This window comes from Novosphingobium flavum, assembly GCF_014230315.1.
GTDB lineage: Bacteria > Pseudomonadota > Alphaproteobacteria > Sphingomonadales > Sphingomonadaceae > Novosphingobium > Novosphingobium flavum.
Map to the genome: position 1 here is coordinate 95,436 of NZ_JACLAW010000006.1, position 24,881 is coordinate 120,316.

Here is a 24,881-nt window from a genome sequence, read left to right on the forward strand (position 1 = left end):
GAACTTGCACCATTCGTCGCGCGCAGGCACCATTCAGTCGGCGTTAACGGCTGAAAGAGCCACTTTCGGCGCGGGAACGAGGAAGGGACTGGAAGCCATGAACAGCATCGCGCGTTTCGCCTGCGCAGCCGCCACCATCGCGCTCGTCGCCGGTTGTGCCTCCCAGCAGAAGCAGACTTCCGTGATCGGCGAGGCGGGCCTGCAGGACGTGATCGTGACCGGCGCCCGGCGGACCGACGATCAGCAGCAAGCCAACGCCCCGGCCCCGCCTCCGGCGAAGGTCGATGTCGCGGCCCCTCCGCCCCCGGTCTCGATGATCGCACCGGCGGCCCCGGTCGCCGCTTCCCCGGCGATGAAGATGGACCGCCGCATGGCCTGGGTGCCGGGCATCCAATTGCCCACCGATCCGGGCCGCGAACGCTATGACGGCAAGGAAGTCAGCCCGGTTCACCTCGCCGCCGCCGAGCCGGTCTCCACTTTCTCGGTCGATGTCGATACCGGCGCCTATGCCAATGCCCGGCGCTTCCTCGTCCAGGGCCAGATGCCGCCGAAGGATGCGGTCCGCACCGAGGAACTGATCAACTACTTCCGCTACGACTATGCCCGGCCCGAGCGGGCCGAGGCGCCGTTCTCGCTCACCACCGACCTGATGCAGACCCCGTGGAACGCCAGCACGAAGCTGCTGCGGATCGGCCTGCGCGGCTATGACCTCGCCCGCGCCCAGCGCCCGGCGGCCAACCTCGTCTTCCTCGTCGATGTTTCGGGCTCGATGAATTCGCCGGACAAGCTGCCGCTGGTCAAGACCGCGCTTTCCGGCCTTGCCGGCGAACTGGCACCGGGAGACCGGGTGGCGATCGTGGTCTATGCCGGAGCGGCCGGCGTGGTCCTGCCCTCCACCGGCGATGCTCGCGCCATCCGCGATGCGCTGGACCGGCTTCAGGCCGGCGGCTCGACCGCAGGCGGGGCGGGGCTCAAGCTGGCCTACAACGTCGCCCGCGAAGGCTTCATCAAGGGCGGGGTCAACCGTGTGATCCTCGCCACGGACGGCGATTTCAACGTCGGGGTGAGCGACACCAAGGCGCTGATTTCGATGGTCGAGCAGGAGCGCGACAGCGGCATCACCCTCACCACGCTCGGCTTCGGGCAGGGCAATTACAACGAGGCGATGATGGAGCAGGTCGCCGATCACGGCAACGGCAACTACGCCTACATCGACAGCGCGCTCGAGGCGAAGAAAGTGCTGGGCGAGGAAATGGGCTCGACCCTGTTCACCATCGCCAAGGACGTGAAGGTGCAGGTCGAATTCAACCCGGCCATGGTCAGCCAGTACCGCCTGCTCGGCTATGAAAACCGCGCCCTGCGCGAGGAGGATTTCAACAACGACAAGGTCGATGCCGGCGATATCGGCGCGGGCCATCAGGTCACCGCGCTATATGAGATCGTCCCCGCCGGCCAGCAGGGCTGGATCGCCCCGCGCCGCTACGATGGGGCAGGGCAGGGGGGCGCCGCGCCCGGCAAGGCCGCCGAACTGGCCTTCGTCAAGCTGCGCTACAAGCTGCCTGACGGGCAGACCTCGCGTCTGGTCGAGCGGCCGGTCGCCGCCTCGCTGCTGTACCTCAAGCGCGCGCCTTCGCCCGATTTCCGCTTCGCCGCCGCCGTCGCTGCCTTCGGCCAGAAGCTGCGCGGAGATCCGCTGCTGGGCGACTATTCGCTGGCCGAGATCCGCGGCCTCGCCGGCAGCCAGTCCGATTTCTGGCGGCAGGAATTCGTTAAGCTGGTCGGCGTCGCCGAAGGGCTCGCCCCGCGCGGTGCGCCCGGGCCGGAGCAGGACGAAATGCCGCGCCGCCTGCGTTGATCAAGAGGTTTTCGTCGCGGCTTTTCGCAGCTGGGGCCTTGCGCTATGGGCGGCGCAACCGTTGAATTTTCCGGGGGAGCCGAACAATGCAGCAGATCGATCTTGACTGGCCCGTCCTGCTTATCGTGGCCGTGGTGGTCCTGCTCATCGCCGTCTGGCTGTTCGGCCGCGCCACCCGCACCCCGGTCCGCCGCGAACGCCGCCCCGATGTGCTGGACGAGGGTGCCGCTCCCGCCCAGCGCAACCAGTTGCTGATCGATTCGGCGCCCGCCGCCTCGGCCGCCTTCGCGGTACCGCCGGCGGGTGAACTGATGGGCGGTGTCGCCGAGGTCATCGCCGCGGCGGTTCAGGAGGAGGCTGCGGCCGCCGGTTCGATCGAGACCGCGCCGGGCATCCCCGATGCCCCGGCCCCCGCTGCTTCCGCCGACGATCTCACCCGGATCAAGGGCGTCGGCCCCAAGCTCTCGACCCTGCTGGCCGGGCTCGGCGTCACCCGCTTCGCCCAGATCGCCGAATGGACCGACGCCGACCTCGCCCGCATCGATCCCGAACTCGGCGCCTTCGCCGGCCGCCCCGCGCGCGACAAGTGGATCGAACAGGCGCAATTGCTCGCCGCCGGAGATACCGCCGGTTACGAAGACCGCTTCGGCAAGCTGTAAAAGCGCCTAGGCCCGGTCGCTCGCGCGGCAGGCGGCAAGGAGCCGTCCGGGCTCGAGGCTCGCGGGCAGCAGCAGGGTGCCGCCGCCGGGCAGGGTGGCTTCGATCCGGTTACCGCCCCTGAGCACCTCGAGCCGCGGATCGGCCGCCGGCATGGTGCCTTGCCATTCGCCCTGCTCACCGGCGCGGGTAGCGTCGAGGGGGAGGCGGGCAATGCGCCCATTGCCGATCAGCGCGAACAGCGCCTTGGCTCCGTCTTCGGCCCGGGTCATCCGGGTCAGGTGCAACTGCGCCGTTCCGTCGGGCGCATGCGTGCAGTTCATGGCCAGCAGGGTTGCCCCGCCCGGCACGGCGAAGCTCAGCGTCTCGCCCGCCAGCTGCCATTTGCCGCCTTCGGGCTGGGCCGGAGCCGCTTCGACCGGCAGCGAAACCCCGGTCAGCGGGAGGCGCGCGGGATAGCCCGATGCGTCATTGGCCGCGACTTCCCGGCTCTGCGTCTGGGTGCAGGCAGCCAGGGCGAGCGATGCGCCAAGGGCGAGGACAGCAAGCGACCGTTGTTTCATCATCACCTGCCAATGTGCGATCTCCCGCCCGGCAACGCAATACGCGCCCCTGCGCAAGCGCACGGATCGGCGGGACTTTTGCACGGTTCGCGGCAGTCGCGGGAACCGGTCAGCGCCCCCACTTCTTTTGGCTCTTCCCGAAGCGCGTCTTGCGCGTGCCCGGCTTGCCCTCGTTCGAGCGGCCGACGACCGGCGCCTTGCGCTCGCCTTCGGGCAGGCCGAGCTCGTCCGCCTCGAGCCGGCGGATCTCGTCGCGCAGGCGCCCGGCCTCCTCGAATTCGAGATCGGCCGCCGCCGCCCGCATCCGCTTTTCCAGTTCCTCGATATAGGAGCGCAGGTTGTGCCCGACGAGGTTGTTGCGGCTATCGTCGTCGATCTCGACCAGCACCCCGTCGCGACTGGCCGTGTCGGCCACGATGTCGTGGATGTTGCGCTTGATCGTCTGCGGGGTGATCCCGTGGGCCTCGTTGTATTCCTGCTGCTTGGCCCGGCGCCGGTCGGTCTCGGCGATGGCCCGCTCCATCGATCCGGTCATCCGGTCTGCATAGAGGATCACCCGGCCATCGACGTTGCGCGCCGCGCGGCCGATGGTCTGGATCAGCGAGGTTTCCGAGCGCAGGAACCCTTCCTTGTCGGCGTCGAGAATGCAGACAAGTCCGCACTCGGGAATGTCGAGCCCTTCGCGCAGCAGGTTGATGCCCACCAGCACGTCATAGACCCCGAGCCGAAGGTCGCGGATCAGCTCGATGCGCTCCAGCGTTTCGACGTCGGAATGCATGTAGCGCACGCGCAGGCCCGCCTCGTGCATGAACTCGGTCAGGTCCTCGGCCATGCGCTTGGTGAGCGTGGTAACGAGGGTGCGATAGCCCTTCGCCGCGGTTTCGCGGCACTCGTTGATGCAATCCTGCACCTGGTCTTCCACCGGGCGGATCAGCACCGGGGGATCGATGAGCCCGGTCGGGCGGATCACCTGCTCGGCAAAGACGCCGCCGGCCTCGTCCATCTCCCACGGTCCGGGCGTTGCGGAAACGGCCACGGTCTGCGGGCGCATCGCGTCCCATTCGTTGAAGCGCAGCGGGCGGTTGTCGATGCAGGAGGGCAGGCGGAAGCCATATTCGGCCAGCGTGATCTTGCGGCGGTGATCCCCCTTCGACATCGCGCCGATCTGCGGCACGGTCTGGTGGCTTTCGTCGACGAAGAGCAGGGCATTGTCGGGCAGGTATTCGAACAGCGTTGGCGGCGGCTCGCCCGGCAGGCGCCCGGTGAGGAAGCGCGAATAGTTCTCGATCCCCGCGCAGGAGCCCGTTGCCGCGATCATCTCGAGGTCGAAATTGGTGCGCTGCTCCAGCCGCTGGGCTTCGAGCAGCTTGCCCTCGGCGACCAGTTCCTTGAGCCGTTCCTCCAGCTCGAAGCGGATCGCCTGGGTGGCCTGCTTCATCGTCGGGCCGGGCGTGACGTAGTGCGAATTGGCATAGACCCGCACCGTGTCGAGCTTCGTGCCCGGCTTGCCGGTCAGCGGGTCGAATTCGACGATCTGCTCGATCTCGTCGCCGAAGAACGAGATGCGCCAGGCCACGTCCTCGTAGTGCGAGGGGAAGATCTCCAGGTTGTCGCCGCGCACGCGAAACATGCCGCGCGCGAAAGCCGCGTCGTTGCGCTTGTATTGCAGGGCCACCAGCTTGCGGATGATCTCGCGCTGGTCGGCGGTGCTTCCCACCTTGAGGTCGAAGATCATCGCCGAATAGGTCTCGACCGAACCGATGCCGTAGAGGCAGGAGACCGAGGCGACGATGATCACGTCGTCGCGTTCGAGCAGGGCGCGGGTGGCCGAGTGGCGCATCCGGTCGATCGCCTCGTTCACCGAGCTTTCCTTCTCGATGTAGGTGTCGGACCGGGGGACGTAGGCCTCGGGCTGGTAGTAATCGTAATACGAAACGAAATATTCGACAGCGTTGTCGGGGAAGAAGCTCTTCATCTCGCCGTAGAGCTGGGCGGCGAGGATCTTGTTGGGCGCCAGGATCAGGGCCGGGCGCTGCAGGTGCTCGATCACCTTGGCCATGGTGAAGGTCTTGCCCGAGCCGGTCACGCCGAGCAGGACCTGGGTCTTGTCCCCCTCCAGCGTGGCGGAGACGAGATCGGCGATCGCGGTCGGCTGATCACCCGCCGGATGATATTCCGAGACGATCCGGAACGCCCGTCCGCCGTCGGATTTCTCCGGCCGCTGCGGCTTGTGGGGGATGAAGTTGCCGGACGTGTCGGGCTCTTCCAGCCCCCGGCGGATTACGAGTTCGGCCATGGGACGCGAATATGGGCGTTCCGGGTTGGTTCCGCAACAGCGGGGCTGATCCGGGCCGGCAGGGTGACACGAGTGTCACCCGTGAATGCGATGTGAGCCAAGCAATTTCAACGGGTTGGAGAAGAGTGCATGGGTGACACTTGTCCAACTCGGTGAAGTGCGGTTCGCGGATTCAAAGAGCCTGCACAGCATCGCAGGATCGGCCGATGTAGGAAAGTGCAGGCGGTGTGGGCGGATTCACGTTTGAACGACCCTCTGCTTGCGGTGAGCCGGTTCGGTGGGGCCAATGGCGTTATGGGCGGGCCTGCTGCCCCTACCTCCCGTCGCCCCTGCGCAGGCAGCGGCCTATCCCGACCATCTCCGCAAGTTGCCATCAGTCGAGCGCGAATCCTCTCGAACAGACCGTCCAGCGCGCCGTTTCGTCGGGTGTGCAATTAGGCCAGTCGGGATGGGCCCCTGCCTCCGCAGGGGCGACGGAAGTTGGGTGGTGCTCGCTTCGTCCCTGTAATCCTGAGCTGACCTGCCGTCCTTCTGAAGGGGTCGCTTGGAAGGGTTTGGATCGATGCGCCATGATGACGACGAGATGCGCCGTTCGGTGCGGCTCACGCTGGCCCTGCCGGCGCGCTGCCGGTCGCTCAACGGCTTTGCGCAGGAAGTGGTCATCCGCGACATCTCGGTCGAGGGATGCCGTCTCATTTCCCACTCGCTGAGTATCAGCCCGCAGGCCAAGGTGGTGATCCGCCCGACCGGGCTCGAAGGGCTGTGCGGCACGGTGCGGTGGATTTGCGGGCACGAGGCGGGGATCGAGTTCGACAGCCCGCTTTACCTGCCCGTGGTCGAACACCTGCACAATCGTTTTGCCAGCTTCCTGCCGCCGGTCGTGCCGTTTCACCGCTCGGGCCTGCGCTCGCTCGCGGCCTGAGCGGCGCTTTCCTACAGCGGGGCGGGGTGGTAAGCCTCCTTCCGTTCTTGGGCTGAATGGGGAAACCGCCGATGCGTGCCGCTGTTGTCACGAGCCTTGCCGCCGTGCTGGCTCTCGCCGGATGCAAGAAGGAACAGGCACCGGAAGGGCCCAAGTCGATCGCCGAAGCGGCGAAGGAGGCGGCCGGTTCGCTGCCAAAGCCTGTCCCAGGCCTCTATCGCTCCACGGCCGAGATCCTGTCGATGGAGATGCCCGGCATGCCGGCGGGCATGGGCGAGCAGATGAAGGCGATGATGGGCAAGCGATCGACGCCGCACGATTTCTGCCTGACCGGCGAGGAAGCGGCCAAGGGCTACGAGGAGCGGGTGAAGAAGCTCGCCGGGCGGCCCGACTGCAAGTTCGACCACTATTCGGCCGACGGCGGCAAGCTTGACGCGCGGATGACCTGCACCGCCGAGGGCGGGATCACCTCGGTCACCACGATGCAGGGTATGATGACTCCGGAAGGCTCCGACATGACGCTGGGCATGGAACAGTCCGGCGGCAAGATGCCGGGCGGCGCCATGACGATGAAGATGCACGTGAAGACCGAGCGGGTCGGGGATTGCCCGAAGGCCTGAGAGGTGGACCGGTGAAGTGGCGCCATCCGTTCAGCCCCCGCACAGCCGCGCGGGCCGACAATGAGGCGATGATGACCTTTTCCGCCATGCGCGCGGCCGCCGCCAGTTCGGGGGCAGGGCTCCGGCGCCGCGCCGAGCTGGTTCGCCAGCCCGGCCCGCAAGGGGTCAAGAGCCCGTCGCTGGGCCTGCTGATGCGCGAATTCGCCGTGTTGCTGGGCGGCGGAAAGCGCGGGGCCATCGGCGAAGTGGCCCCCGCGCGCGATCCGATGCCGGTGATGATCCTGCCCGGTTTCGGAGCGCACCCGGCGCGGATGCGCAAGATGGGGGCTGCGCTCGAACAGGCCGGCCATGTGGTCTATGATTGGGGTCTCGGCTTCAACCTTGGGCCCACGCCGGAAAACTTCGCTTTCCTGCTTGCCCGGGTGGCGCGGATCGCGCGGGTCTCGGGCCGCCCGGTGGCGCTAGTCGGGTGGAGCCTTGGCGGCCTTTTTGCGCGCGAAATCGCCCGCCTGCGCCCCGATGCCGTGGCCCGCGTGATTACCCTCGGCAGCCCGTTCTCGGGCGACCGGCGGGCCAACAATGCCTGGCGCGCCTATCAGGCGATCACCGGCCACCCGGTCGACGCCCCGCCGATCCCCTGCGATTTCGCGGCCAAGCCGCCGGTGCCGACCGTGGCCCTGTGGAGCCCGCGCGACGGGGTGGTGGCCCCGCGCAGCGCCTGCGGCTGGCCCGGCGAGCGCGACCGCGCCGTGGCGCTGCGCTGTACGCACCTCGGCTTTGCGGCCAGCCCCGAATCAATCGCGGAAGTCCTTGCGCAACTCGACCGACCAGATTGATCCGTTTTGGATGAAACGTTGAAATCAAGGCGTAATGCTGCGAATCCGATAGTATTCGGCAGAAGTCTTCACGCGCATCTGCACTGTCGCTAAACTTATCTTATCTTTTTGGACTTAACCGGCTCTCGATGAGGGTTCCGGCGGAACAGGGATTTGGACGGGCGGTTCGGCGCATGGCGGCGCTGGTCATGCTGGTGGTCCTGTGCGGTATGGTCATGCCGCAGCATGCGGCGCGTGCCGCCCCGTCGCCTGTCGCCCATTCGCCCTTCAACTCGCCGCCCGAGCCCGGCGCCATCCGGCTGCACGCCTGCGTCGCCCCGGTCCGCCACGGCGACACGGCGGCGAAGCTGTTCGCCAGCCCGGACCGGTTCGATTGCCGCAGGGCAGAGGCGGCCTGGGGCGCGGGCTCCTACTGGGTCAGGCTGGACCTGCCGCCCGGTTCGCGCCTCAGCGAAGATCCCGAGGACATGCCCAACCGCTACCTGCGCTTCGCCCCGCAGTGGCAGCGCATGATCACGGTCCACACCCGCCTTGCCGACGGGCGGATCGTCTCACGGTCCTATGACAATCAGGACCTGTCGCCGTTGATGGGGATCGGCGCCGCGGTGGGCATCCCGCTGGAAAAGCGGGTTCGCCTCGGTACGCAGATCATGGTCCGCCTTGATGGAGCGCTCAACGCCGCGGGCCTCGTGGTCGAGCCCCAACTGATGCGCGGCACGGCACTGCGCGGCGCGGAGCTGGCCGCCGCGGCGATCTTCTCTGCCTTCGCCGGGCTCGGCATCGGCCTGTTCTGTTACAACATGGTGCTCTGGCTGACGATCCGCGAGCGGTTCCAGCTGACCTATTGCCTCTCGCTGCTGGCCATGCTCGCCTATGTCTGGGCCAGCTCGGGGGCGATGTCGCTGCAGGCGCCGTCGACCAGCCAGGTCCTGCGGATCGAGACGAGCTACCTGATGCTGGCCTTCGTCGGGGCTCTCGCGCTGCAGTTCATCACTGACTTCATCGAGCCGCATTGCCTGCCCGCGCGCCTGCGCCGCTTCGCGCGCAATGTCGGCCTCGCCAGCATTGCCGCCGCAGTCGCGGTGATCCTCGTGCCCGAGGCATGGCGGCCGCTGGCCGACCGGGCCTATGTCCTGACCTTCATTCCACTGCCGCCGCTGGTCGCCGCGATCGGGATGATCGCCTGGCGGCGCGGCAGCGGCTCGGTGCGGGTCCTGGCGATCGCCTGGGCCATGCCGCTGGTCATGGCCGTGCTGCGCATCGCCCATGCCCTGCACCTGGTCGAGCTCAGCTCCGTGGTCGAGTACAGCCTGGTGATCGGGATGAGCATCGAGGCCCTGCTGTCTTCGCTCGCCATGTCCTACCGCATCAAGCTGGTGACCGAAGAGCGCGACCAGGCCCTCGCCGACGAACGGGCGGCGCGCCATCTTGCCAATGTCGATGGGCTGACCGGCCTGCTCAACCGCCGCGCCCTGCTCGAACAGGTCATCGCCTGGTCCAGCCCCGAACCGCTGCGCCTGCTGCTGGTCGACATCGACCACTTCAAGCAGATCAACGACCGGCACGGCCACCTCGTTGGCGACGAGGTGCTGCGCGATGTGGCCGAGGTCATGGCGATGCGGGCCGAACTGCGCGGCAGTGTCGCGCGGCTGGGCGGCGAGGAATTCGCGCTGATCGGGACGTCCGACGAACTGTCCGAGGGGCTGGCCCTTGCCATCCTGGCCGACATGCGCGCCAAGGCGATGGGCGGCCATGTTCGCCTGACCGTCTCGATCGGTATGGCCGAGGGCATGGTCCGCTGCGAGGACGAGTGGCGCGATCTCTACCGCCGCGGCGATATCGCACTTTACCGGGCCAAGAGCGAGGGGCGCAACCGCGCCGTTCATGCGGGGCCAGGCTGCGCCGTCTCCGTGCCCATCGGCCCGTTCGTGAGCGCGGCGGCGGTGGCCTGAAAAACCTCCTCGCAGGTGCAGCATTTCGCTCTTGGCAAACGTGAATTCGTGGTGCAGACCTTTGCCTAATCCGCGGGGGTCTATGAATAGCCAGAACACGACCTACGATGAAATGCATGGAGCGGACGGTTCGGTTCGCTCGGCCTATGCCGGATATGCGCAGTGGTACGAGGGGCAGGACCAGTCCTGGCTGCGCAAGCAGTCGACCGAGGCCGAGGGGTTCTTCCGCCGCACCGGCATCACCTTCAACGTCTATGGCAACGATGCGGGCGAGGAACGGCTGATCCCGTTCGACATGGTGCCCCGGATCATCACGGCCGACGAATGGCGCAAGCTTGCCCGCGGGATCGAGCAGCGGGTGCGGGCGCTCAACGCCTTCCTCCACGATGTCTATCACCGCCAGGAAATCGTCCGCGCCGGCAAAGTGCCCGAACGCCTGCTGCGCGAGAATGACGCCTACCTGCCGCAGATGGCCGGCTTCGTGCCGCCCGGCGGGGTCTATACCCACATTGTCGGCGTCGATCTCGTCCGCACCGGACCGGATGACTTCATGGTGCTGGAAGACAATGCCCGCACCCCCAGCGGCGTCTCCTACATGCTGGAGAACCGCGAGACGATGATGGCCATGTTCCCCGAGCTGTTCAGCCGGGTGCGGGTCCGTCCGGTGAGCGACTATCCCCGCCGCCTTGCCCGCAGCCTTGCCGCCTGCGCCCCTCCGGCCTTCGCCGCGCGCGGGACCGACCGGCCGACCGTGGCCGTGCTCACCCCGGGCATCTACAATTCGGCCTATTTCGAGCACGCCTTCCTGGCCGACCAGATGGGCGCCGAACTGGTCGAGGGTTCGGACCTGCGCGTGGTCGATGGCCGCATCGCCATGCGCACCACTCGCGGTTTCGAGCCGATCGACGTACTCTACCGCCGGGTCGATGACGAATACCTCGATCCGCTCACCTTCAATCCCAAGTCGGTGCTCGGCGTGCCGGGGATCATGGACGTCTACCGCGCGGGCGGGATCACCATCGCCAATGCCCCCGGCACCGGCATCGCCGACGACAAGGCGATCTATTCGTTCATGCCCGACATCGTCGAGTTCTACACCGGCGAGAAGGCGATCCTCCAAAACGTGCCGACCTGGCGCTGCTCGGAAGCCGAATCGCTGGCCTATGTGCTCGACAACCTGGCCGACCTCGTGGTCAAGGAAGTCCACGGTTCGGGCGGCTACGGCATGCTCATCGGGCCGACCTCCTCGAAGAAGGAAATCGCTGCCTTCGCCGCCAAGCTGCGCGCCAAGCCGGACAATTACATTGCCCAGCCCACGCTCGCGCTGTCGACCTGCCCGATCTTCACCAAGTCGGGTCTGGCCCCGCGCCATGTCGACCTGCGCCCCTTCGTCCTGGTCAGCCCGAACGGGGTCGACATCACCCCCGGCGGGCTCACCCGCGTCGCGCTCAAGAAAGGTTCCCTGGTCGTGAATTCCTCCCAAGGCGGCGGAACGAAGGACTCCTGGGTGCTGGAGGACTGACGCGATGCTCGGACGCTCAGCCTATGGCATCTTCTGGATGTGCCGCTATCTCGAACGGGCGGAAAACACCGCGCGCCTGCTCGAGGCGGGGTTCCGCATGGCCCTTACCCGCGGGGACCGCACCAGCACCGACGAGTGGCGCTCGGTCCTCGTCACCATGGGGCTGGACGAGCCCTATTTCGAGAAGGGCGGCGAGCTCAGCCCCCCGCACATCTTCAACTACATCCTCAGGGACAAGGACAATCCCGGCTCGGTCCTCTCCATGATCGAGGGCGCGCGGACCAATGCCCGCATGGTCCGCACCGCGATCACCCGCGAGGTATGGGAGGCGACCAACGAGTCCTGGATGATCCTCAGGGATCTCCTTGCCCGCCCGGTGCGCGAGACCAACCTCGGCGAGGTGCTGGGCCTGATCGGCCGGCAATGCACCTATGTGCGCGGCGCGCTCGAAGGCACGATGCTTCGCAACGAGATCTTCAATTTCGCGCGGATCGGCACGTTCCTCGAACGGGCCGACAATACCGCCCGCATCCTCGACGTGAAGTATCACGTCCTGCTGCCCTCGAGCGCGTGGGTCGGCTCCAGCCTTGACCATGCCCAGTGGGAAACCCTGCTGCGCTCGGTCGCGGGGGACCGGGCCTACCGCTGGCTCAATGCCGGGCGGATGGATGCCTCGGGCATTGCCGCCTTCCTCATTCTCGATCAGCGTTTCCCGAAGAGCCTGGTCTTCTGTTACGAGAAGCTGCGCAGCAACATGGCCAGCCTCGCCCGCCAATATGACGGCGAGACGCGGGCCCACGCCTTGCTGCGCGATGCCGGGTCGCGCCTGCACCAGACCACGATCGAGGATATCGTCGAAGTGGGTCTCCACGAGTTCATTACCGATTTCGTCGACTGCAACGTCGAAATCGCAAACGCCATTTCCCAGGACTATCGTTTTACCGAATAGGAGCGCGCCAGCCCATGCATCTTCTGGTTCGTCACGTAACCCGTTACCGTTTCGACCCGCCGATAGAGCATGGCCTGCAGCGCCTGCGCCTGCACCCCAAGGAAACCCACGGCCAGACCATCCGCTCGTGGTCGATGGAGATTGCCGGGGGCAAGGCCGAATGCGCTTACGATGATCACAATTTCAACCAGGTCAGCCTGATCTCGATCCCGCCCGGCACCGAGGAGCTGACCATCACCTGCACCGGCGAGGTCGAGACCTCCGACCGGGTCGGGCTGCTCGGCAAGCATGGCGGGCGTCTTCCGCTCTGGGCCTTCCGCGCGCAGTCGCCGCTGACCAAGCCGGGGCCGAAGATGAAAGAACTGGCCGCCGCCGCCGCGCGAGACAACGACGGCGGCGATGCCCTTGCCCTGCTGCACGGCCTGTCGCGCGCCGTGGTGGAGGCGGTGGACTATGCCCCCGGCCACACTGACGTGGCGACCACAGGGGAAGCGGCGCTGGCCGCGGGCAAGGGGGTCTGCCAGGACCATGTCCACGTGTTCATCGGCTGCGCCCGCGCGCTTGGCGTGCCGGCGCGCTATGTCTCGGGATACCTGATGATGAACGACCGGGTCGAGCAGGAAGCCGGTCACGCCTGGGCCGAGGCCCATGTCGACGGGCTCGGCTGGGTCGGGTTCGACATCGCCAACGGGATCTGCCCCGATGCGCGCTACGTGCGCGTCGCCTCGGGGCGTGACTATGCGGAGGCCGCGCCGGTGATCGGGATCAACCTTGGGGAAACCGAAAGCACGCTGACTGTCAGCCTTGCGGTGGAGCAGCAGGCCGTTCAACAATAGCGGCGAGCCGATTGCGCGAATCGGCCTATGGTGCGTTGGATATCCGGCGCGTGTGCCAGATTTGTGACGGGGCCGATCAATCCATGACCTATTGCGTGGGCATGATGCTCGATCGCGGGCTTGTCCTGATGAGCGACACCCGCACCAATTCGGGCGTCGACAATATCTCGGTGTTCCGCAAGATGTTCCACTGGCAGGTGCCGGGGGAGCGGATCATCACGATCATGACCGCGGGCAACCTGGCCACCACCCAATATGTGATCAGCCAGCTCGAGGAACGGTCGAAGCAGCCGAAGGACCGGCACAATTCGCTGCTCGAGGCCGATACCATGTTCAAGGTGGCGGGCATCGTCGGCCAGCTGCTCAACGACACGATCCGCGAGCGGCAGGATTTCAACGGGCAGGAAGGGCAGGGCCGCTTCACCGCCTCGATGATCGTGGCGGGGCAGATCAAGGACATGGAGCCGCGCCTGTTCCTCGTCTATCCCGAAGGCAACTTCATCGAGGCGAGCTACGACACGCCCTTCTTCCAGATCGGCGAGACCAAGTACGGCCGCCCGATCATCCTGCGCGGCTATGAGAAGACGATGTCGTTCGAGGATGCGGTCAAGCTGCTGATGGTCAGCTTCGATTCGACGCTCAAGGCCAACCTCTCGGTCGGCCTCCCGCTCGACCTGCTGGTGCTGGAACGCGACAAGTTCGAGCCGCTCCATTCGCAGCGGATCACGGCGACCGACCCCTATTTCCAGAAGATCTCCTCGGGCTGGGGCGAGGCGCTCAAGTCGGCGTTTCACTCGCTGCCGGAGTATACGTTCGAGAGTTAGGGGCGGCTGGTTTGCTGTTTGCTCCGCTCAGCCTGAGCCTGTCGAAGGCCACGCGCTGCCCTCGGAACTGGGCGGACGGCCTTTGGACTGGCCGCAGGTCTCGGAGATGGCGCGCAAGGCCGGGTGAGTGGGGCGAGCCTTGGCGCGTGGCCTCCGACAGGCTCAGGCAGAGCGGGGTTTGGTAGTGGGGCCAAGAAGGTCCGCTTCCCCCGGCATTGCAGTTCGTGTCCCTACCCTCACCGGCAGAACGTCCGCCCGTGGCCAAGCTCGAGATGGAGTGATCCTTGTGTGCGGCGTTGTAGCCCGGTCCCAGCGTGGTTCCGAAGCGCTTGCAGGCGCTTTCGTGGACGGTTTGCAGGAAAGCGCGGGCCTGGTTGTCACCGCCCGACCAGTCGCCCCGCACGGTGATGCGGCGTCCGTCGGTGAGGACGAAGGCGGCGACGTCGATCGCGCTGGCGGTGGAATGGGCGCTCATCCGGTCGCTTCCGGCGACGGTGCGGCAATTGTAGCTGCCCATGGTCTCGATCCGCGCGAGGCCCGCGCCCATGATCTGGCGCGCCGCGCGGTCGACCCCGAAGCGGGCCCAGGCGGCGAAGGTCTGGGCCAGCGGGCAGGTGACCGGGCCGAGATTCGACACGGCAAGGCTTGTCCCGTCACCGCCGAGGCTGGTCAGCTTGACCGCGTTGAGGGCCGAGCAACTGGCGCCGAAATACTGGTCGGGCAGCGGGGTGAAGGCGGCCTTGCTCTTGCCCAGATCGGCGAGGCAGGCGCGCGCTTCCGGGCGGGGCGAGAAGGCTTGGGTGGAGCGTTGCAGCGGCTGCTTCTGCGCTGCCTGCGGCACGGCGCCGCAGCCCGCGATCAGGCCGAGCAGCGGCAGCAAGGGCAGGGCGAAGCGCATGGACAAAGGCTCGCACGGGCATGGTAAACGCAGGGTAAACGGCGCGGCGGGCCGTTGCCGCCGGTCTGCCACCGCCGGTCCCGCCGACCCTTTCGCCGCTTGACTTCCCCGCCGCCGCCTCTATTGCCGCCGCCGGGCCACGCGGTCCCAACGCCGCGCGAGCTCTCTGCAAGGAGAGTCTTAAATGACTACGCTTCCCGCCGCCAAGCCGGCCACTACCCCTGCCCGTCCGTTTTTTTCGTCGGGCCCGTGCGCCAAGCCGCCGGTCTTCTCCCCCGAAAAGCTCAGCACCGAATCGCTCGGCCGGTCGCACCGCGCCAAGATCGGCAAGAACCGTCTGCAGTATTGCATCGACCTGATGCGCGAAGTGCTCGGCCTGCCCGATACGCACCGCATCGGCATCGTTCCGGGTTCGGATACCGGCGCTTTCGAAATGGCGATGTGGACCATGCTGGGCGCCCGCCCGGTGACCACGATGGCCTGGGAATCGTTCGGCGAAGGCTGGGTGACGGACGTTGCCAAGCAGCTCAAGCTCGATCCCACGATCGTCCGTGCCGACTATGGCCAGATCCCTGACCTCAGCGCCATCGACTGGGCCAGCGACGTTCTCTTCACCTGGAACGGCACCACCTCGGGCGTCCGCGTCCCCAACGCCGATTTCATCCCGGCCGACCGCGAAGGCCTGGCATTCGCTGACGCCACCTCGGCGGTCTTTGCCTATGACATCGACTGGTCGAAGATCGACGTCGCCACCTTCTCCTGGCAGAAGGTGCTGGGCGGCGAAGGCGGTCACGGCGTGCTGATCCTCGGCCCCCGCGCGGTCGAGCGGCTCGAAACCTATACCCCCGCCTGGCCCCTGCCCAAGGTGTTCCGCCTCGTTTCCAAGGGCAAGCTCGCCGAGGGCGTGTTCAAGGGCGAGACGATCAACACCCCCTCGATGCTGGCGGTCGAAGACGCGATCTTCGCGCTCGAATGGTCGAAGGAAATCGGCGGCCTCAAGGGTCTTCAGGCCCGCTCGGACGCCAATGCCGCCGCGCTCAACAAGATCGTCGAAGAGCGTTCGTGGCTGTCGCACCTCGCGGCCGATGAAGCGACCCGTTCCAAGACCTCGGTCTGCCTCTCGGTCGAAGGCGCGGACGCCGACTTCATCAAGAAGTTCGCCGGCCTGCTCGAGAAGGAAAACGCGGCCTACGACATCGCCGGCTACCGCGATGCCCCGGCCGGCCTGCGCATCTGGTGCGGCGCGACCGTGAACGTCGAGGATATCGAGGCGCTCGGTCCCTGGCTCGACTGGGCCTATGCCGAGGTCAAGGCCGCGCTGGCCGCTGCCTGATTTACGCGGAGTCCCGGGCTTCGGCCCGGGACCGCTGGCCTTATCGCACCCGATTCCCTTTCCGCGTTCCCGGCACGATTCCCGGGATGACGAAGGACACATGACATGACCAAGCCCAAGGTTCTCGTTTCCGACAAGATGGACCCCAACGCCGCCCGCATCTTCGCCGAGATGGGCTGCGACGTCGACGTGATCACCGGGGAAACCCCGGAACAGCTGATCGCGCGCATCGGTGAATACGATGGCCTCGCCATCCGTTCGTCGACCAAGGTCACCAAGGAAATCCTCGACGCCGCGCCCAACCTCAAGGTCATCGGCCGCGCCGGCATCGGCGTCGACAACGTCGACATCCCCTATGCCTCGTCCAAGGGCGTGGTGGTGATGAACACCCCGTTTGGCAACTCGATCACCACCGCCGAACACGCCATCGCCCTGATGTTCGCCCTCGCGCGCCAGATCCCGGAAGCCAATGCCCAGACCCAGGCGGGCCTGTGGCCGAAGAACGGCTTCATGGGCGTTGAAGTCACCGGCAAGACGCTCGGCCTGATCGGCGCGGGCAACATCGGCTCGATCGTCGCGGCCCGCGCGCTCGGCCTCAAGATGAAGGTCGTCGCCTTCGACCCGTTCCTCACGCCCGAGCGCGCGGTGGAAATGGGCGTGGAGAAGGGTGACCTCGACACCCTGCTGGCCAAGGCGGACTTCATCACCCTGCACACCCCGCTGACCGAGCAGACCCGCAACATCCTGAGCAAGGAAAACCTCGCCAAGACCAAGAAGGGCGTGCGGATCATCAACTGCGCGCGCGGCGGCCTGGTCGATGAAGCCGCGCTCAAGGAAGCGATGGACGCGGGCCACGTTGCCGGCGCCGCGCTCGACGTGTTCGAGACCGAGCCGGCCAAGGCCAGCCCGCTGTTCGGCACGCCGAACTTCATCTGCACCCCGCACCTCGGCGCCTCGACCAACGAAGCCCAGGTCAACGTCGCCCTGCAGGTGGCGGAGCAGATGGCCGACTTCCTCGTCAACGGCGGCGTCACCAACGCGCTCAACATGCCGAGCCTCTCGGCCGAGGAAGCGCCGAAGCTGAAGCCCTACATGGCGCTGGCCGAAAAGCTGGGCAGCCTCGTCGGCCAGCTGACCACCGGCACCGTCCCGCGGGTCTCGATCCACACCGAGGGCGCCGCTGCCGAGCTGAATGCCCGTCCGATCGTGGCTGCCGTGCTCAACGGTTTCCTCCGCGTCCAGTCCGACACGGTGAACATGGTCAACGCGCCGTTCCTCGCCAAGGACCTCGGCATCGAGGTGCGCGAAGTGAAGACCGAGCGTGAAGGCGACTACCACACGCTGGTCCGCGTCTCGGTCAAGACCGAGGCGGGTGAGCGTTCGGTGGCCGGGACCCTGTTCTCGAACGCCGAGCCGCGCCTGGTCGAACTGTTCGGCATCAAGGTCGAGGCCGAGCTGACCGGCGACATGCTCTACATCGTCAACGAGGACGCCCCCGGCTTCATCGGCCGGATCGGCACCCTGCTGGGCGAGAACAGCATCAACATCGGCACCTTCAACCTCGGCCGCCGCGAAGCGGGCGGCGAGGCGGTTCTGCTCCTCTCGGTCGACAACCCGGTCACCTCGGCCGTGCTCGATCAGGCGCGCAAGCTGCCCGGCGTGAAGAAGGTCATGGCGCTCAAGTTCTGAGCTGAGCCCACCTGAAACAGAAAAGGGGCGCAAGGCTGGTCCTTGCGCCCCTTTTTCGTTGTCTGCGGCTCAGCGCCTGATCGCGACCAGTTCGTTGCCGCTCACCTGATAGGCGCTCTGGTTGTCCGGCCCGAACAGTTCGAGCGCCTGGGTTCCGCTCACCGCCGGGGCGGGGAGACGGACCGGGACGTAGCTGCCGGCCAGCGCCCGGTCGCCCTTGCCGGAATAGCGCGCCACTTGCGGGAAGGGGAACACCGGGCGGGTGAACACGGTGGGCTGGGCCGGCGCGGCATAGGGCGAGGGCGAGCGGGAGGGCGGTGCCGGCTTTTCCGCCGCGCGCTTGCCCACCACCAGTTGCGCGGGCGCGCGGCCCAGCTCGGTCCAGGCCATCAGCGGGGTCAGCACGTCGAACTGGTCCGGCCCGTCTCCGCCCGCGCAGTGGCCCATGCCGGGCAGCATGAAGAAGCGCAGGAACCGGTCGGTTGCGGCGGCGCCCAGCGCGGCCCGGACCCCGTCGTAATAGGCGATCGAGACCTGCGGCTGGACCGTCAGGTCGGCCGCGCCGTGCCACAGGATCAGCTTGCCCCCGCGCGCGGAATAGGGCGCAAGGTTGGTATTGGCGGCGTTGTAGAGCGGCGCGGCCCAGCGCAGCTTTTCATACCACGCCTGATCGAAGCGGAAGGCCTCCTCCAGCTCCTGCGCGGAAAGGTTGCCTTCGGGCGGGGGGAGCAGGCGGCGCAGGGCAAAGCCCTCCTTGGTCTCGCGGTCGCCGAACTCGGTCGCGGTCGAGAGCTTCCACAGGTTTTCCGAACCGATCGGAAAGCCCGCGATCTCGAAACGGTGGCCCGCTCCGTCCGAAGCCCCCTCGTAGAGCCGCTCGACCACGTCGAGTTCGGCCGGGCTGAGGCAGGCCTCGGGCGCCGCGCCGGGCGCGCATTCGAGCCACTGGCGGCGGAACGTGCAGGCGGTCGGCTGCAGGAGCACCCCGTCGAGCAGGCCCGCGCTGGCGGCGCAGTGCTCCATCACCCCGGCGTGGAGCAGGGCCAGCCGATCCTTGGTCAGCACCCGGCCGCCACCGGGGAGCAGCCGGTTCGCCTCGGCCTCCCACGGGTGGAAGAAGGCATTGTGGACGCTGTCGATGGCGACCGGCGCGCCGGCCGAGATCCCGTCGAAATCGCCCGGATAGCGCTGCGCTTGCATCAGCGCCTCGCGGCCGCCCTCGGAACAGCCGGTGAAATAGGAAAAGCGCGGCGCCTGTCCGTAATAGAGCCGGATCAGCGCCTTGCCCGCCAGCGCCGCCTCGTGATTGGCGCGATAGGCCCAGTCGATCCTGAGCTGCATGTCGGTGGTCCAGCGTGCATCGGTCTGGCCGGTGGTCGCGGCGCCGCGGTTGTTGGCGATCGTCGCAAACTCGCCGTTGTGCGCCGGCAGGCAGCCCGCGGCATTGTCAGGGGCGGGGCGGTTGAACGGTCCCTCGAAGAAGCGCTGGGTCCAGCGCTCCATCGGCAGCCATGCCTGGAATTCGATCGAGGGGGCGATCACCCCGATCACCTTGCAATAGGCGCCCTTGTCGGTCTGGACCCGTTCGGCTGTCCTGATCCGTGTTGCCGTGCCGGTCTGGCGCCCGACATCGGCCTTCGTCAGGTCCTCGCAGGCCATGGCCGGCTTGACCACCGGCAGGGCGAGGCGGTCTGCGGCGCGCGCAGGAATGGCCGCGGCGAAGCTCGATGCCACACCGAAAACGAGAACCCCGCGCCCAAGCCGTCGGGCCAGCCAACCAGTCATGCCATTCCCCCTGCGGCCTGCCTGCCGCTTGTTACCCGGGAGTGTGATGGTAACGGGCTTTCCTGTCGACTAGCCGGATGGGTGAATTGGCCTCCTCAGTCGTGCGTACCGCGCGTGGGCTCGGCGAGTCCGGCCACCTGCTTTTCGATCTCGGTGTTGTTGCGGTTGCATTCCTGCAGCACGCGGACGAAGCGCAGGGTTTCCGGCGTGCCGCTGACGAAGGGATTGGCCTCCTTGGGGAAGAGGCGCCGGTAGGCGATCCGCCCGGCCGTATCGTCGTAGGAGGGGTGGTTGCCGATATAGCCCTCGACATGCTCGTTGGCGATCAGGGAGAGGAAGCGTTCGGTCCAGGCCTCATATCCCGCGTGCATTTCGGGCGAGATGCGCCGGTTGGTGATCCCCCCGAAATAGGCGATGGTCGTGGCCCGGCCCTTGTCCTGCACTGGGATCAGCAGCGAGACCGAGCCCTTGGTGTGGCCCGGCGTGATGAACACCTTCAGCGCGGTGCCGCCAAGGCTCACCGTGTCGCCGTCCTTGATGTCGACGTCGAGCCGGGGCTGGGGCCGCGCCTTGTCGCCGGTGCGCAGGGCGGCCATGTCGTAGTCCACCTTGGGCATGTAGACCTTGGCCCCGTAGGTGTCCTGCAGGTACTTGGCCCCGCCGTAATGGTCGCCGTGGCCGTGGGAGACGAGGATGATCCTGATCCGCTTCGGGTCGAGCCCGAGCTTCTTCATCCCGGCGAGGATGTAGCGGTCGGCCTCGGCCTGGTCGTTCATCGTGTCGATCAGGATGATCCCCTCGGGCGTATCGACCGCCCAAGACCCGACCACGCCGTTGCCGAGGTAGTAGAAATTGTCGAACACCCGCGCCGCGCCCGGATCGCGGATCACTTCCTGCGCGGTATAGGCCTGCTCGGGATAGCAGGTGAGCAGGGCCGTGTGCTTCCAGTTGCTCTCGCCCGCGGCGATCTCCAGCGCCTTGACCAGGTGCGGCTGGGCGATGCCGGCCGAGGCCGGGGTGGCATGAGGCGCCGCCTGCTGCGCCAGCGCCGCGCCCGGCGCCATCGCGCCGAGGGCCGCCGCCATGGCCAAACCCGTGTGAACTGCCTTGTTGATCATCGCTTTCCCGGTCCTGTCGTTTCACGGCAGGGTAGAGCGGATTGGCCCCGCCGGATATTCCGGAAATCGTTATGCCGCCCCATAACGTCGCGCTGTCCTGCCGGGTGCCCCGGTGCGAAAGGGCTTCCCGTCCCGGCCAAGCCCGCCTAAAGCGCGCCTCGCCATGAACGATATCGACCGCGACCTGCTGCCCGAAGGGCTTGAGGACCGGCTGCCGGCGACGACGCCCGCGGCCACCCGTGTCACCCGCGCCATTCTCGACGCGATGGACGGGCACGGCTACGACCGGGTCCAGCCGCCGACGATCGAGTTCGAGAAGTCGATGGCCAGCCGCATGGCCGGGGTCCAGTCGCGCCGTATGTTCCGCTTCGTCGATCCGGCATCGCTCAGGATGATGGCGATCCGTTCGGACATGACCGTGCAGGTCGGCCGCATCGCCGCGACGGGGCTTGCCGCCGCGCCGCGCCCGCTGCGGCTGTGCTATGCCGGGCAGGTCCTGACCATCAAGGGTGCCGGGCTCGATCCGGCGCGCGAGCGGCTGCAGGTCGGCATCGAACTGATCGGGGCTGACAGCGTGGCCGCCGCCGCCGAAGTGGTCAGCGTTGCGATCGAGGCGCTCGGCGCTGCCGGGGCGACCGGGATCTCGGTGGACTTCACCCTGCCGGACCTCGTCGATACCCTCGCCGAAAAGGCGCTGCCGCTGGAGCGCGGGCAGGTCGAACAGGTCCGCCGCGAGCTTGACGCCAAGGATGCCGGGGCGCTGGTTGCGGCCGGCGGCGCGGCCTATCTGCCGCTGCTCGAGGCGATCGGCCCGTTCGCCACGGCGATCGAGCGGCTCTGCGCCTTCGATGTCGGCGGGGCGCTCACCACCCGCATCGCCGCCCTGCGCGAAATCGCCGGGCGCGTTGCCGGCAAGGCGCGCCTCACGCTCGACCCGTCGGAGCGGCACGGCTTCGAATATCAGTCGTGGTTCGGCTTCACCATCTATGCCGACGGCGTGCGCGGCGCGCTGGGCCGGGGCGGCACTTACACCATCCTGTCGGACGGGGACGAGGGCGAACCGGCCACCGGCTTCTCGCTCTATCCCGACCCGCTGATCGACGCGCTCGCCGCCGCCGAGCAGGGCCGCGACACGCTGTTCCTGCCGCTCGGCCACGATCCGGAAGTGGCTATCCGCCTGCGCGCGATCGGCTGGCGCACCCGCGCCGCCCTCGCGCTGGAAGACGATGCCGGGGTGCTCGGCTGCACCTACTGGCTGGACGGCACCGAGGTTGTCCGGCTTTAGGCGCTAGCCGGCGAACACCCGCTTCAGCCAGTCGTCCACCACTGGTGTCGCGGCATAGGCGGGATCGCCGAGGCTGCGGTTGATCTCCATGTGTCCGGCAAGGCCATTGCCCGGAAAGTCCTGCCGCTCGACCGTGCTGCCCCCGGCCTTGAGCGCGGTTTCGAGTTCCTTGGCCTGGGCGATCCCGTCGCTGCGCTGGACATGGAGCAGGAGGAAGCGCGGGGCGTTCGGCCCGGCTGCCTGAGCCGTTGGGGAAAGCGCGCGCTGGCGCGCCGGATCGGTGCCGAAGGCCTGGGCATAGACCTTCTGCATCACCTGCGGCCCTTGCCTCAGCTGCGCCGGGACGTCGTAGGCCGCGCCGTCGATCGGGATTACCCCCGCGACATCGCCGAACGAGAGCCCGGCAGCCCTGAGATAGCGCTCGTCCGTGCCGACCAGCGCCACGAGTTGCGCCCCCGCGCTGTGGCCCATCAGCACCACGCGGCGACGGTCGATCCCGAGTTTGTCCGCCCGCGCCAGCAGGGCCTTCAGCGCCGCGGCCACGTCTGCGGCCTGTTGCTCGACCGTCGCCTCGGGCACCAGCCGGTAATTGATCGAGGCGAAGGCATAGCCTTCCGCCGGGTAATGGGCGGGCTTCCAGCGCCCGGTGGCATTGTCCTTGGTGCCGCGCTGCCAGCCGCCGCCATGGACGAAGACGATGAGTGGGGCAGGGGACTTCACCCCTGCCGCCGGCCAGAAATCGAGCACCTGCAGCGGATCGCTGCCATAGGCGATGGTGGCGGCCGCGCGCGCCGCCGGGGCGCCGGCCTCGGCCTTCTGCGCGCGCTCGGCCATGCGCTGGCGCAGCCGCTCGCGCAGCAGGCCCTGCGCCTCGGCGGCGGTGAGCGAAGTGAGCGTGATGGTGGCCGCCAGGGTCAGCAGCAAGGGCCTGCGCATGGTGAAGTCCTCCCGAAGAACAGTGTGTGCCGTGCGATCCCGGCGCGCAAACCAGCCTAAAACGGCTGAACCGAAGCTGACTGCGCAGGTTGGGGCGCTGACTCACCTTGCCCTTCCGCGCGCGAGGGCCTAGGGCGCGCGGCGGACCCTTTCGGCAACAGATAAAGAGCAGGAACCACGTGGCCAACGTCACCGTGATCGGCGCCCAGTGGGGCGATGAAGGCAAGGGCAAGATCGTCGACTGGCTGGCAAGCCGCGCCGATGCCGTGGTGCGCTTCCAGGGCGGCCACAATGCGGGCCACACCCTCGTGGTGGGCGAGCAGGTCTACAAGCTGTCGCTGCTCCCCTCGGGCATCGTCACCGGCACCCTGTCGATCATCGGCAACGGCGTCGTGCTCGATCCGTGGCACCTCAAGTCCGAGATCGCCAAGCTCGAATCGCAGGGCGTGGTAATCAACACCAGCAACTTTGCGATTGCCGACAATTGCCCGCTGATCCTGCCGCTGCACCGCGATCTCGACGGGCTGCGCGAACAGGCCGCCGGCGCCGGCAAGATCGGCACCACCGGCCGCGGCATCGGCCCGGCCTATGAAGACAAGGTCGGCCGCCGCGCGATCCGCGTCTGCGATCTCGCCCACCTCGATTCGCTCGATGCTCAGCTCGACCGGCTCTGCGCCCACCACGATGCGCTGCGCGCCGGCTTCGGCCAGCCTCCGGTGGACCGCGAGGCCCTGCTCACCGAACTGCGCGAGATCGCGCCTTTCGTGCTGCAATATGCCGAGCCTTCGTGGAAGCGGCTGCAGACCGTGCGCAAGGCCGGCGCGCGCATCCTGTTCGAGGGCGCGCAGGGCGTGCTGCTCGACGTCGATCACGGCACCTATCCCTTCGTCACCTCGTCCAACACGGTCAGCGGCACGGCGGCTTCCGGCTCGGGCCTCGGCCCCAATGCCACCGGCTTCGTCCTCGGCATCGTCAAGGCCTATACCACCCGCGTCGGCTCGGGCCCGTTTCCGACCGAGCTGGAGGACGAGACCGGCCAGCGCCTCGGGGAACGCGGCCACGAATTCGGCACGGTCACCGGGCGCAAGCGCCGCTGCGGCTGGTTCGATGCCGTGCTGGTGCGCCAGTCCTGCGCCATCTCGGGCGTGACCGGCATTGCCCTCACCAAGCTCGACGTGCTCGACGGGTTCGACAAGGTGCGGATCTGCACCGGCTATCGCTTGGGCGGCAAGGTGCTGGACTATTTCCCCAGCCACGCCGCCGATCAGGCCGGGGTCGAGCCGATCTACGAGGAAATGGACGGCTGGAACGGCACCACCGCCGGTGCCCGCTCCTGGGCCGATCTGCCTGCCCAGGCGATCAAGTACATCCAGCGCGTGCAGGAACTGATCGAGACCCCGGTGGCCCTCGTTTCCACCAGCCCCGAGCGCGAGGACACGATCCTCGTGCGCGATCCCTTCGTGGATTGATCGGGTGATGCGCCGCCTGCTCCTCACCGGGATGCTGGCGGCGCTGCTCACCGCTCCTGCCGCCGCGGCTCATGCCGAGCCGGGCGAGGTCGCCCGCGTCCTCGTCGAAAAGGGCGCGCGCCGCCTGACTCTGTTCGACGAGGCCGATCGCCCGCTCAGGGTCATCACCGGCCTTCAGCTCGGTTTCGCCCCGACCGGCCCCAAGCGGCAGCAGGGCGATGGCCGCACGCCCGAGGGGCGCTACACGATCGACTACGGCAACGAGGCGAGCGGCTATCACCTCTCGCTCCACATCTCCTATCCCGCCCCGGCCGACCGCGCCCGCGCGGCTGCAACCGGGCGCTCTCCCGGCGGCGACATCTTCATTCACGGCCAGCCCAACTCCCTCCGAAACGGACGTATTTCGGGCGACTGGACCGCCGGCTGCATCGCCGTTTCCAACGAGGAAATCGAGCAATTATGGGCACTTGTGCCCGATGGCACGCCGATCGACCTCCTTCCGTAATTGTGCCTATGTATTCTTGACAGGTTCCATT

The 24,881-nt window shown here is 67.5% G+C and carries 21 protein-coding genes; 15 read left to right on the forward strand and 6 right to left on the reverse strand.

Translation table 11 applies throughout. The annotated features are described in order from the left end of the window. Positions 1-97 precede the first annotated feature (97 nt). Positions 98-1,855 (forward strand): YfbK domain-containing protein, encoded by a 1,758-nt coding sequence (locus H7F51_RS08965; protein WP_185663919.1) that lies wholly within the window; start codon positions 98-100, stop codon positions 1,853-1,855. 86 nt (positions 1,856-1,941) lie between these two features. Further along, a complete protein-coding gene (locus H7F51_RS08970) occupies positions 1,942-2,514 on the forward strand; it encodes a hypothetical protein (RefSeq protein WP_185663920.1) in 573 nt (190 codons plus the stop codon). Positions 2,515-2,520: 6 nt separating this feature from the next. Here H7F51_RS08970 and H7F51_RS08975 read toward each other — a convergent pair whose 3' ends face one another. Both H7F51_RS08975 and uvrB read right to left on the reverse strand, forming a co-directional pair. After that, positions 2,521-3,075 (reverse strand): hypothetical protein, encoded by a 555-nt coding sequence (locus H7F51_RS08975; RefSeq protein WP_185663921.1) that lies wholly within the window; start codon positions 3,073-3,075, stop codon positions 2,521-2,523. Between the two features lie 109 nt (positions 3,076-3,184). Next, a complete protein-coding gene (gene uvrB / locus H7F51_RS08980; RefSeq protein WP_185663922.1) occupies positions 3,185-5,371 on the reverse strand; it encodes an excinuclease ABC subunit UvrB in 2,187 nt (728 codons plus the stop codon). A 562-nt stretch (positions 5,372-5,933) separates the two neighbouring features. Between uvrB and H7F51_RS08985 the strand changes: the two genes are divergently transcribed. The 8 genes from H7F51_RS08985 (at position 5,934) to H7F51_RS09020 (ending at position 13,832) form a co-directional block, all read left to right on the forward strand. Next, positions 5,934-6,293: a PilZ domain-containing protein gene (locus H7F51_RS08985; protein WP_185663923.1), complete on the forward strand. Its 360-nt coding sequence runs from the start codon at positions 5,934-5,936 to the stop codon at positions 6,291-6,293. A 71-nt stretch (positions 6,294-6,364) separates the two neighbouring features. Next, complete coding sequence (locus tag H7F51_RS08990; protein ID WP_185663924.1) at positions 6,365-6,913, forward strand: DUF3617 domain-containing protein; 549 nt, start codon at positions 6,365-6,367, stop codon at positions 6,911-6,913. Positions 6,914-6,984: 71 nt separating this feature from the next. Beyond that, positions 6,985-7,749, forward strand: coding sequence for an esterase/lipase family protein (locus H7F51_RS08995; RefSeq protein WP_246448056.1), 765 nt, complete (start codon positions 6,985-6,987; stop codon positions 7,747-7,749). Positions 7,750-7,922: 173 nt separating this feature from the next. Next, on the forward strand, positions 7,923-9,701 hold the full coding sequence (locus H7F51_RS09000) for a GGDEF domain-containing protein (RefSeq protein ID WP_185663925.1): 1,779 nt from the start codon (positions 7,923-7,925) through the stop codon (positions 9,699-9,701). 82 nt (positions 9,702-9,783) lie between these two features. Beyond that, positions 9,784-11,223 carry a circularly permuted type 2 ATP-grasp protein gene (locus tag H7F51_RS09005; protein WP_185663926.1) on the forward strand — a complete coding sequence of 480 codons (1,440 nt, stop codon included), beginning with the start codon at positions 9,784-9,786 and terminating at the stop codon, positions 11,221-11,223. 4 nt (positions 11,224-11,227) lie between these two features. Next, entirely contained in the window at positions 11,228-12,172 is a 945-nt protein-coding gene (locus H7F51_RS09010; RefSeq protein WP_185663927.1) for an alpha-E domain-containing protein, read from the forward strand. 14 nt (positions 12,173-12,186) lie between these two features. Then, positions 12,187-13,008: a transglutaminase family protein gene (locus tag H7F51_RS09015; protein WP_185663928.1), complete on the forward strand. Its 822-nt coding sequence runs from the start codon at positions 12,187-12,189 to the stop codon at positions 13,006-13,008. Between the two features lie 83 nt (positions 13,009-13,091). After that, positions 13,092-13,832, forward strand: a complete 741-nt coding sequence (locus H7F51_RS09020) for a proteasome-type protease (RefSeq protein ID WP_185663929.1) — start codon at positions 13,092-13,094, stop codon at positions 13,830-13,832. Here H7F51_RS09020 and H7F51_RS09025 read toward each other — a convergent pair. After that, entirely contained in the window at positions 13,786-14,730 is a 945-nt protein-coding gene (locus H7F51_RS09025; protein WP_343061256.1) for an extensin family protein, read from the reverse strand. The two genes, H7F51_RS09020 and H7F51_RS09025, sit on opposite strands and share 47 nt — an antisense overlap. Before the next feature lie 184 nt (positions 14,731-14,914). Here H7F51_RS09025 and H7F51_RS09030 point away from each other — a divergent pair, with 184 nt between their 5' ends. Both H7F51_RS09030 and serA read left to right on the forward strand, forming a co-directional pair. Beyond that, positions 14,915-16,063: a phosphoserine transaminase gene (locus H7F51_RS09030; protein ID WP_185663930.1), complete on the forward strand. Its 1,149-nt coding sequence runs from the start codon at positions 14,915-14,917 to the stop codon at positions 16,061-16,063. Between the two features lie 105 nt (positions 16,064-16,168). Continuing rightward, a complete protein-coding gene (serA, locus tag H7F51_RS09035) occupies positions 16,169-17,752 on the forward strand; it encodes a phosphoglycerate dehydrogenase (protein ID WP_185663931.1) in 1,584 nt (527 codons plus the stop codon). 69 nt (positions 17,753-17,821) lie between these two features. Here serA and H7F51_RS09040 read toward each other — a convergent pair whose 3' ends face one another. Both H7F51_RS09040 and H7F51_RS09045 read right to left on the reverse strand, forming a co-directional pair. After that, positions 17,822-19,537, reverse strand: coding sequence for a tannase/feruloyl esterase family alpha/beta hydrolase (locus H7F51_RS09040; RefSeq protein ID WP_185663932.1), 1,716 nt, complete (start codon positions 19,535-19,537; stop codon positions 17,822-17,824). 95 nt (positions 19,538-19,632) lie between these two features. Next, entirely contained in the window at positions 19,633-20,655 is a 1,023-nt protein-coding gene (locus H7F51_RS09045) for an MBL fold metallo-hydrolase (RefSeq protein ID WP_185663933.1), read from the reverse strand. 163 nt (positions 20,656-20,818) lie between these two features. Here H7F51_RS09045 and H7F51_RS09050 point away from each other — a divergent pair, with 163 nt between their 5' ends. Next, complete coding sequence (locus H7F51_RS09050) at positions 20,819-21,940, forward strand: ATP phosphoribosyltransferase regulatory subunit (RefSeq protein ID WP_185663934.1); 1,122 nt, start codon at positions 20,819-20,821, stop codon at positions 21,938-21,940. Between the two features lie 3 nt (positions 21,941-21,943). On the opposite strand, the gene H7F51_RS09055 is transcribed toward H7F51_RS09050, so the two are convergent. Then, complete coding sequence (locus H7F51_RS09055) at positions 21,944-22,876, reverse strand: alpha/beta hydrolase (RefSeq protein WP_185663935.1); 933 nt, start codon at positions 22,874-22,876, stop codon at positions 21,944-21,946. A gap of 179 nt (positions 22,877-23,055) precedes the next feature. Between H7F51_RS09055 and H7F51_RS09060 the strand changes: the two genes are divergently transcribed. After that, positions 23,056-24,345 (forward strand): adenylosuccinate synthase, encoded by a 1,290-nt coding sequence (locus H7F51_RS09060; RefSeq protein ID WP_185663936.1) that lies wholly within the window; start codon positions 23,056-23,058, stop codon positions 24,343-24,345. 7 nt (positions 24,346-24,352) lie between these two features. Next, positions 24,353-24,850 (forward strand): L,D-transpeptidase family protein, encoded by a 498-nt coding sequence (locus tag H7F51_RS09065; RefSeq protein WP_185663937.1) that lies wholly within the window; start codon positions 24,353-24,355, stop codon positions 24,848-24,850. The last annotated feature ends 31 nt before the right edge of the window (positions 24,851-24,881 follow it).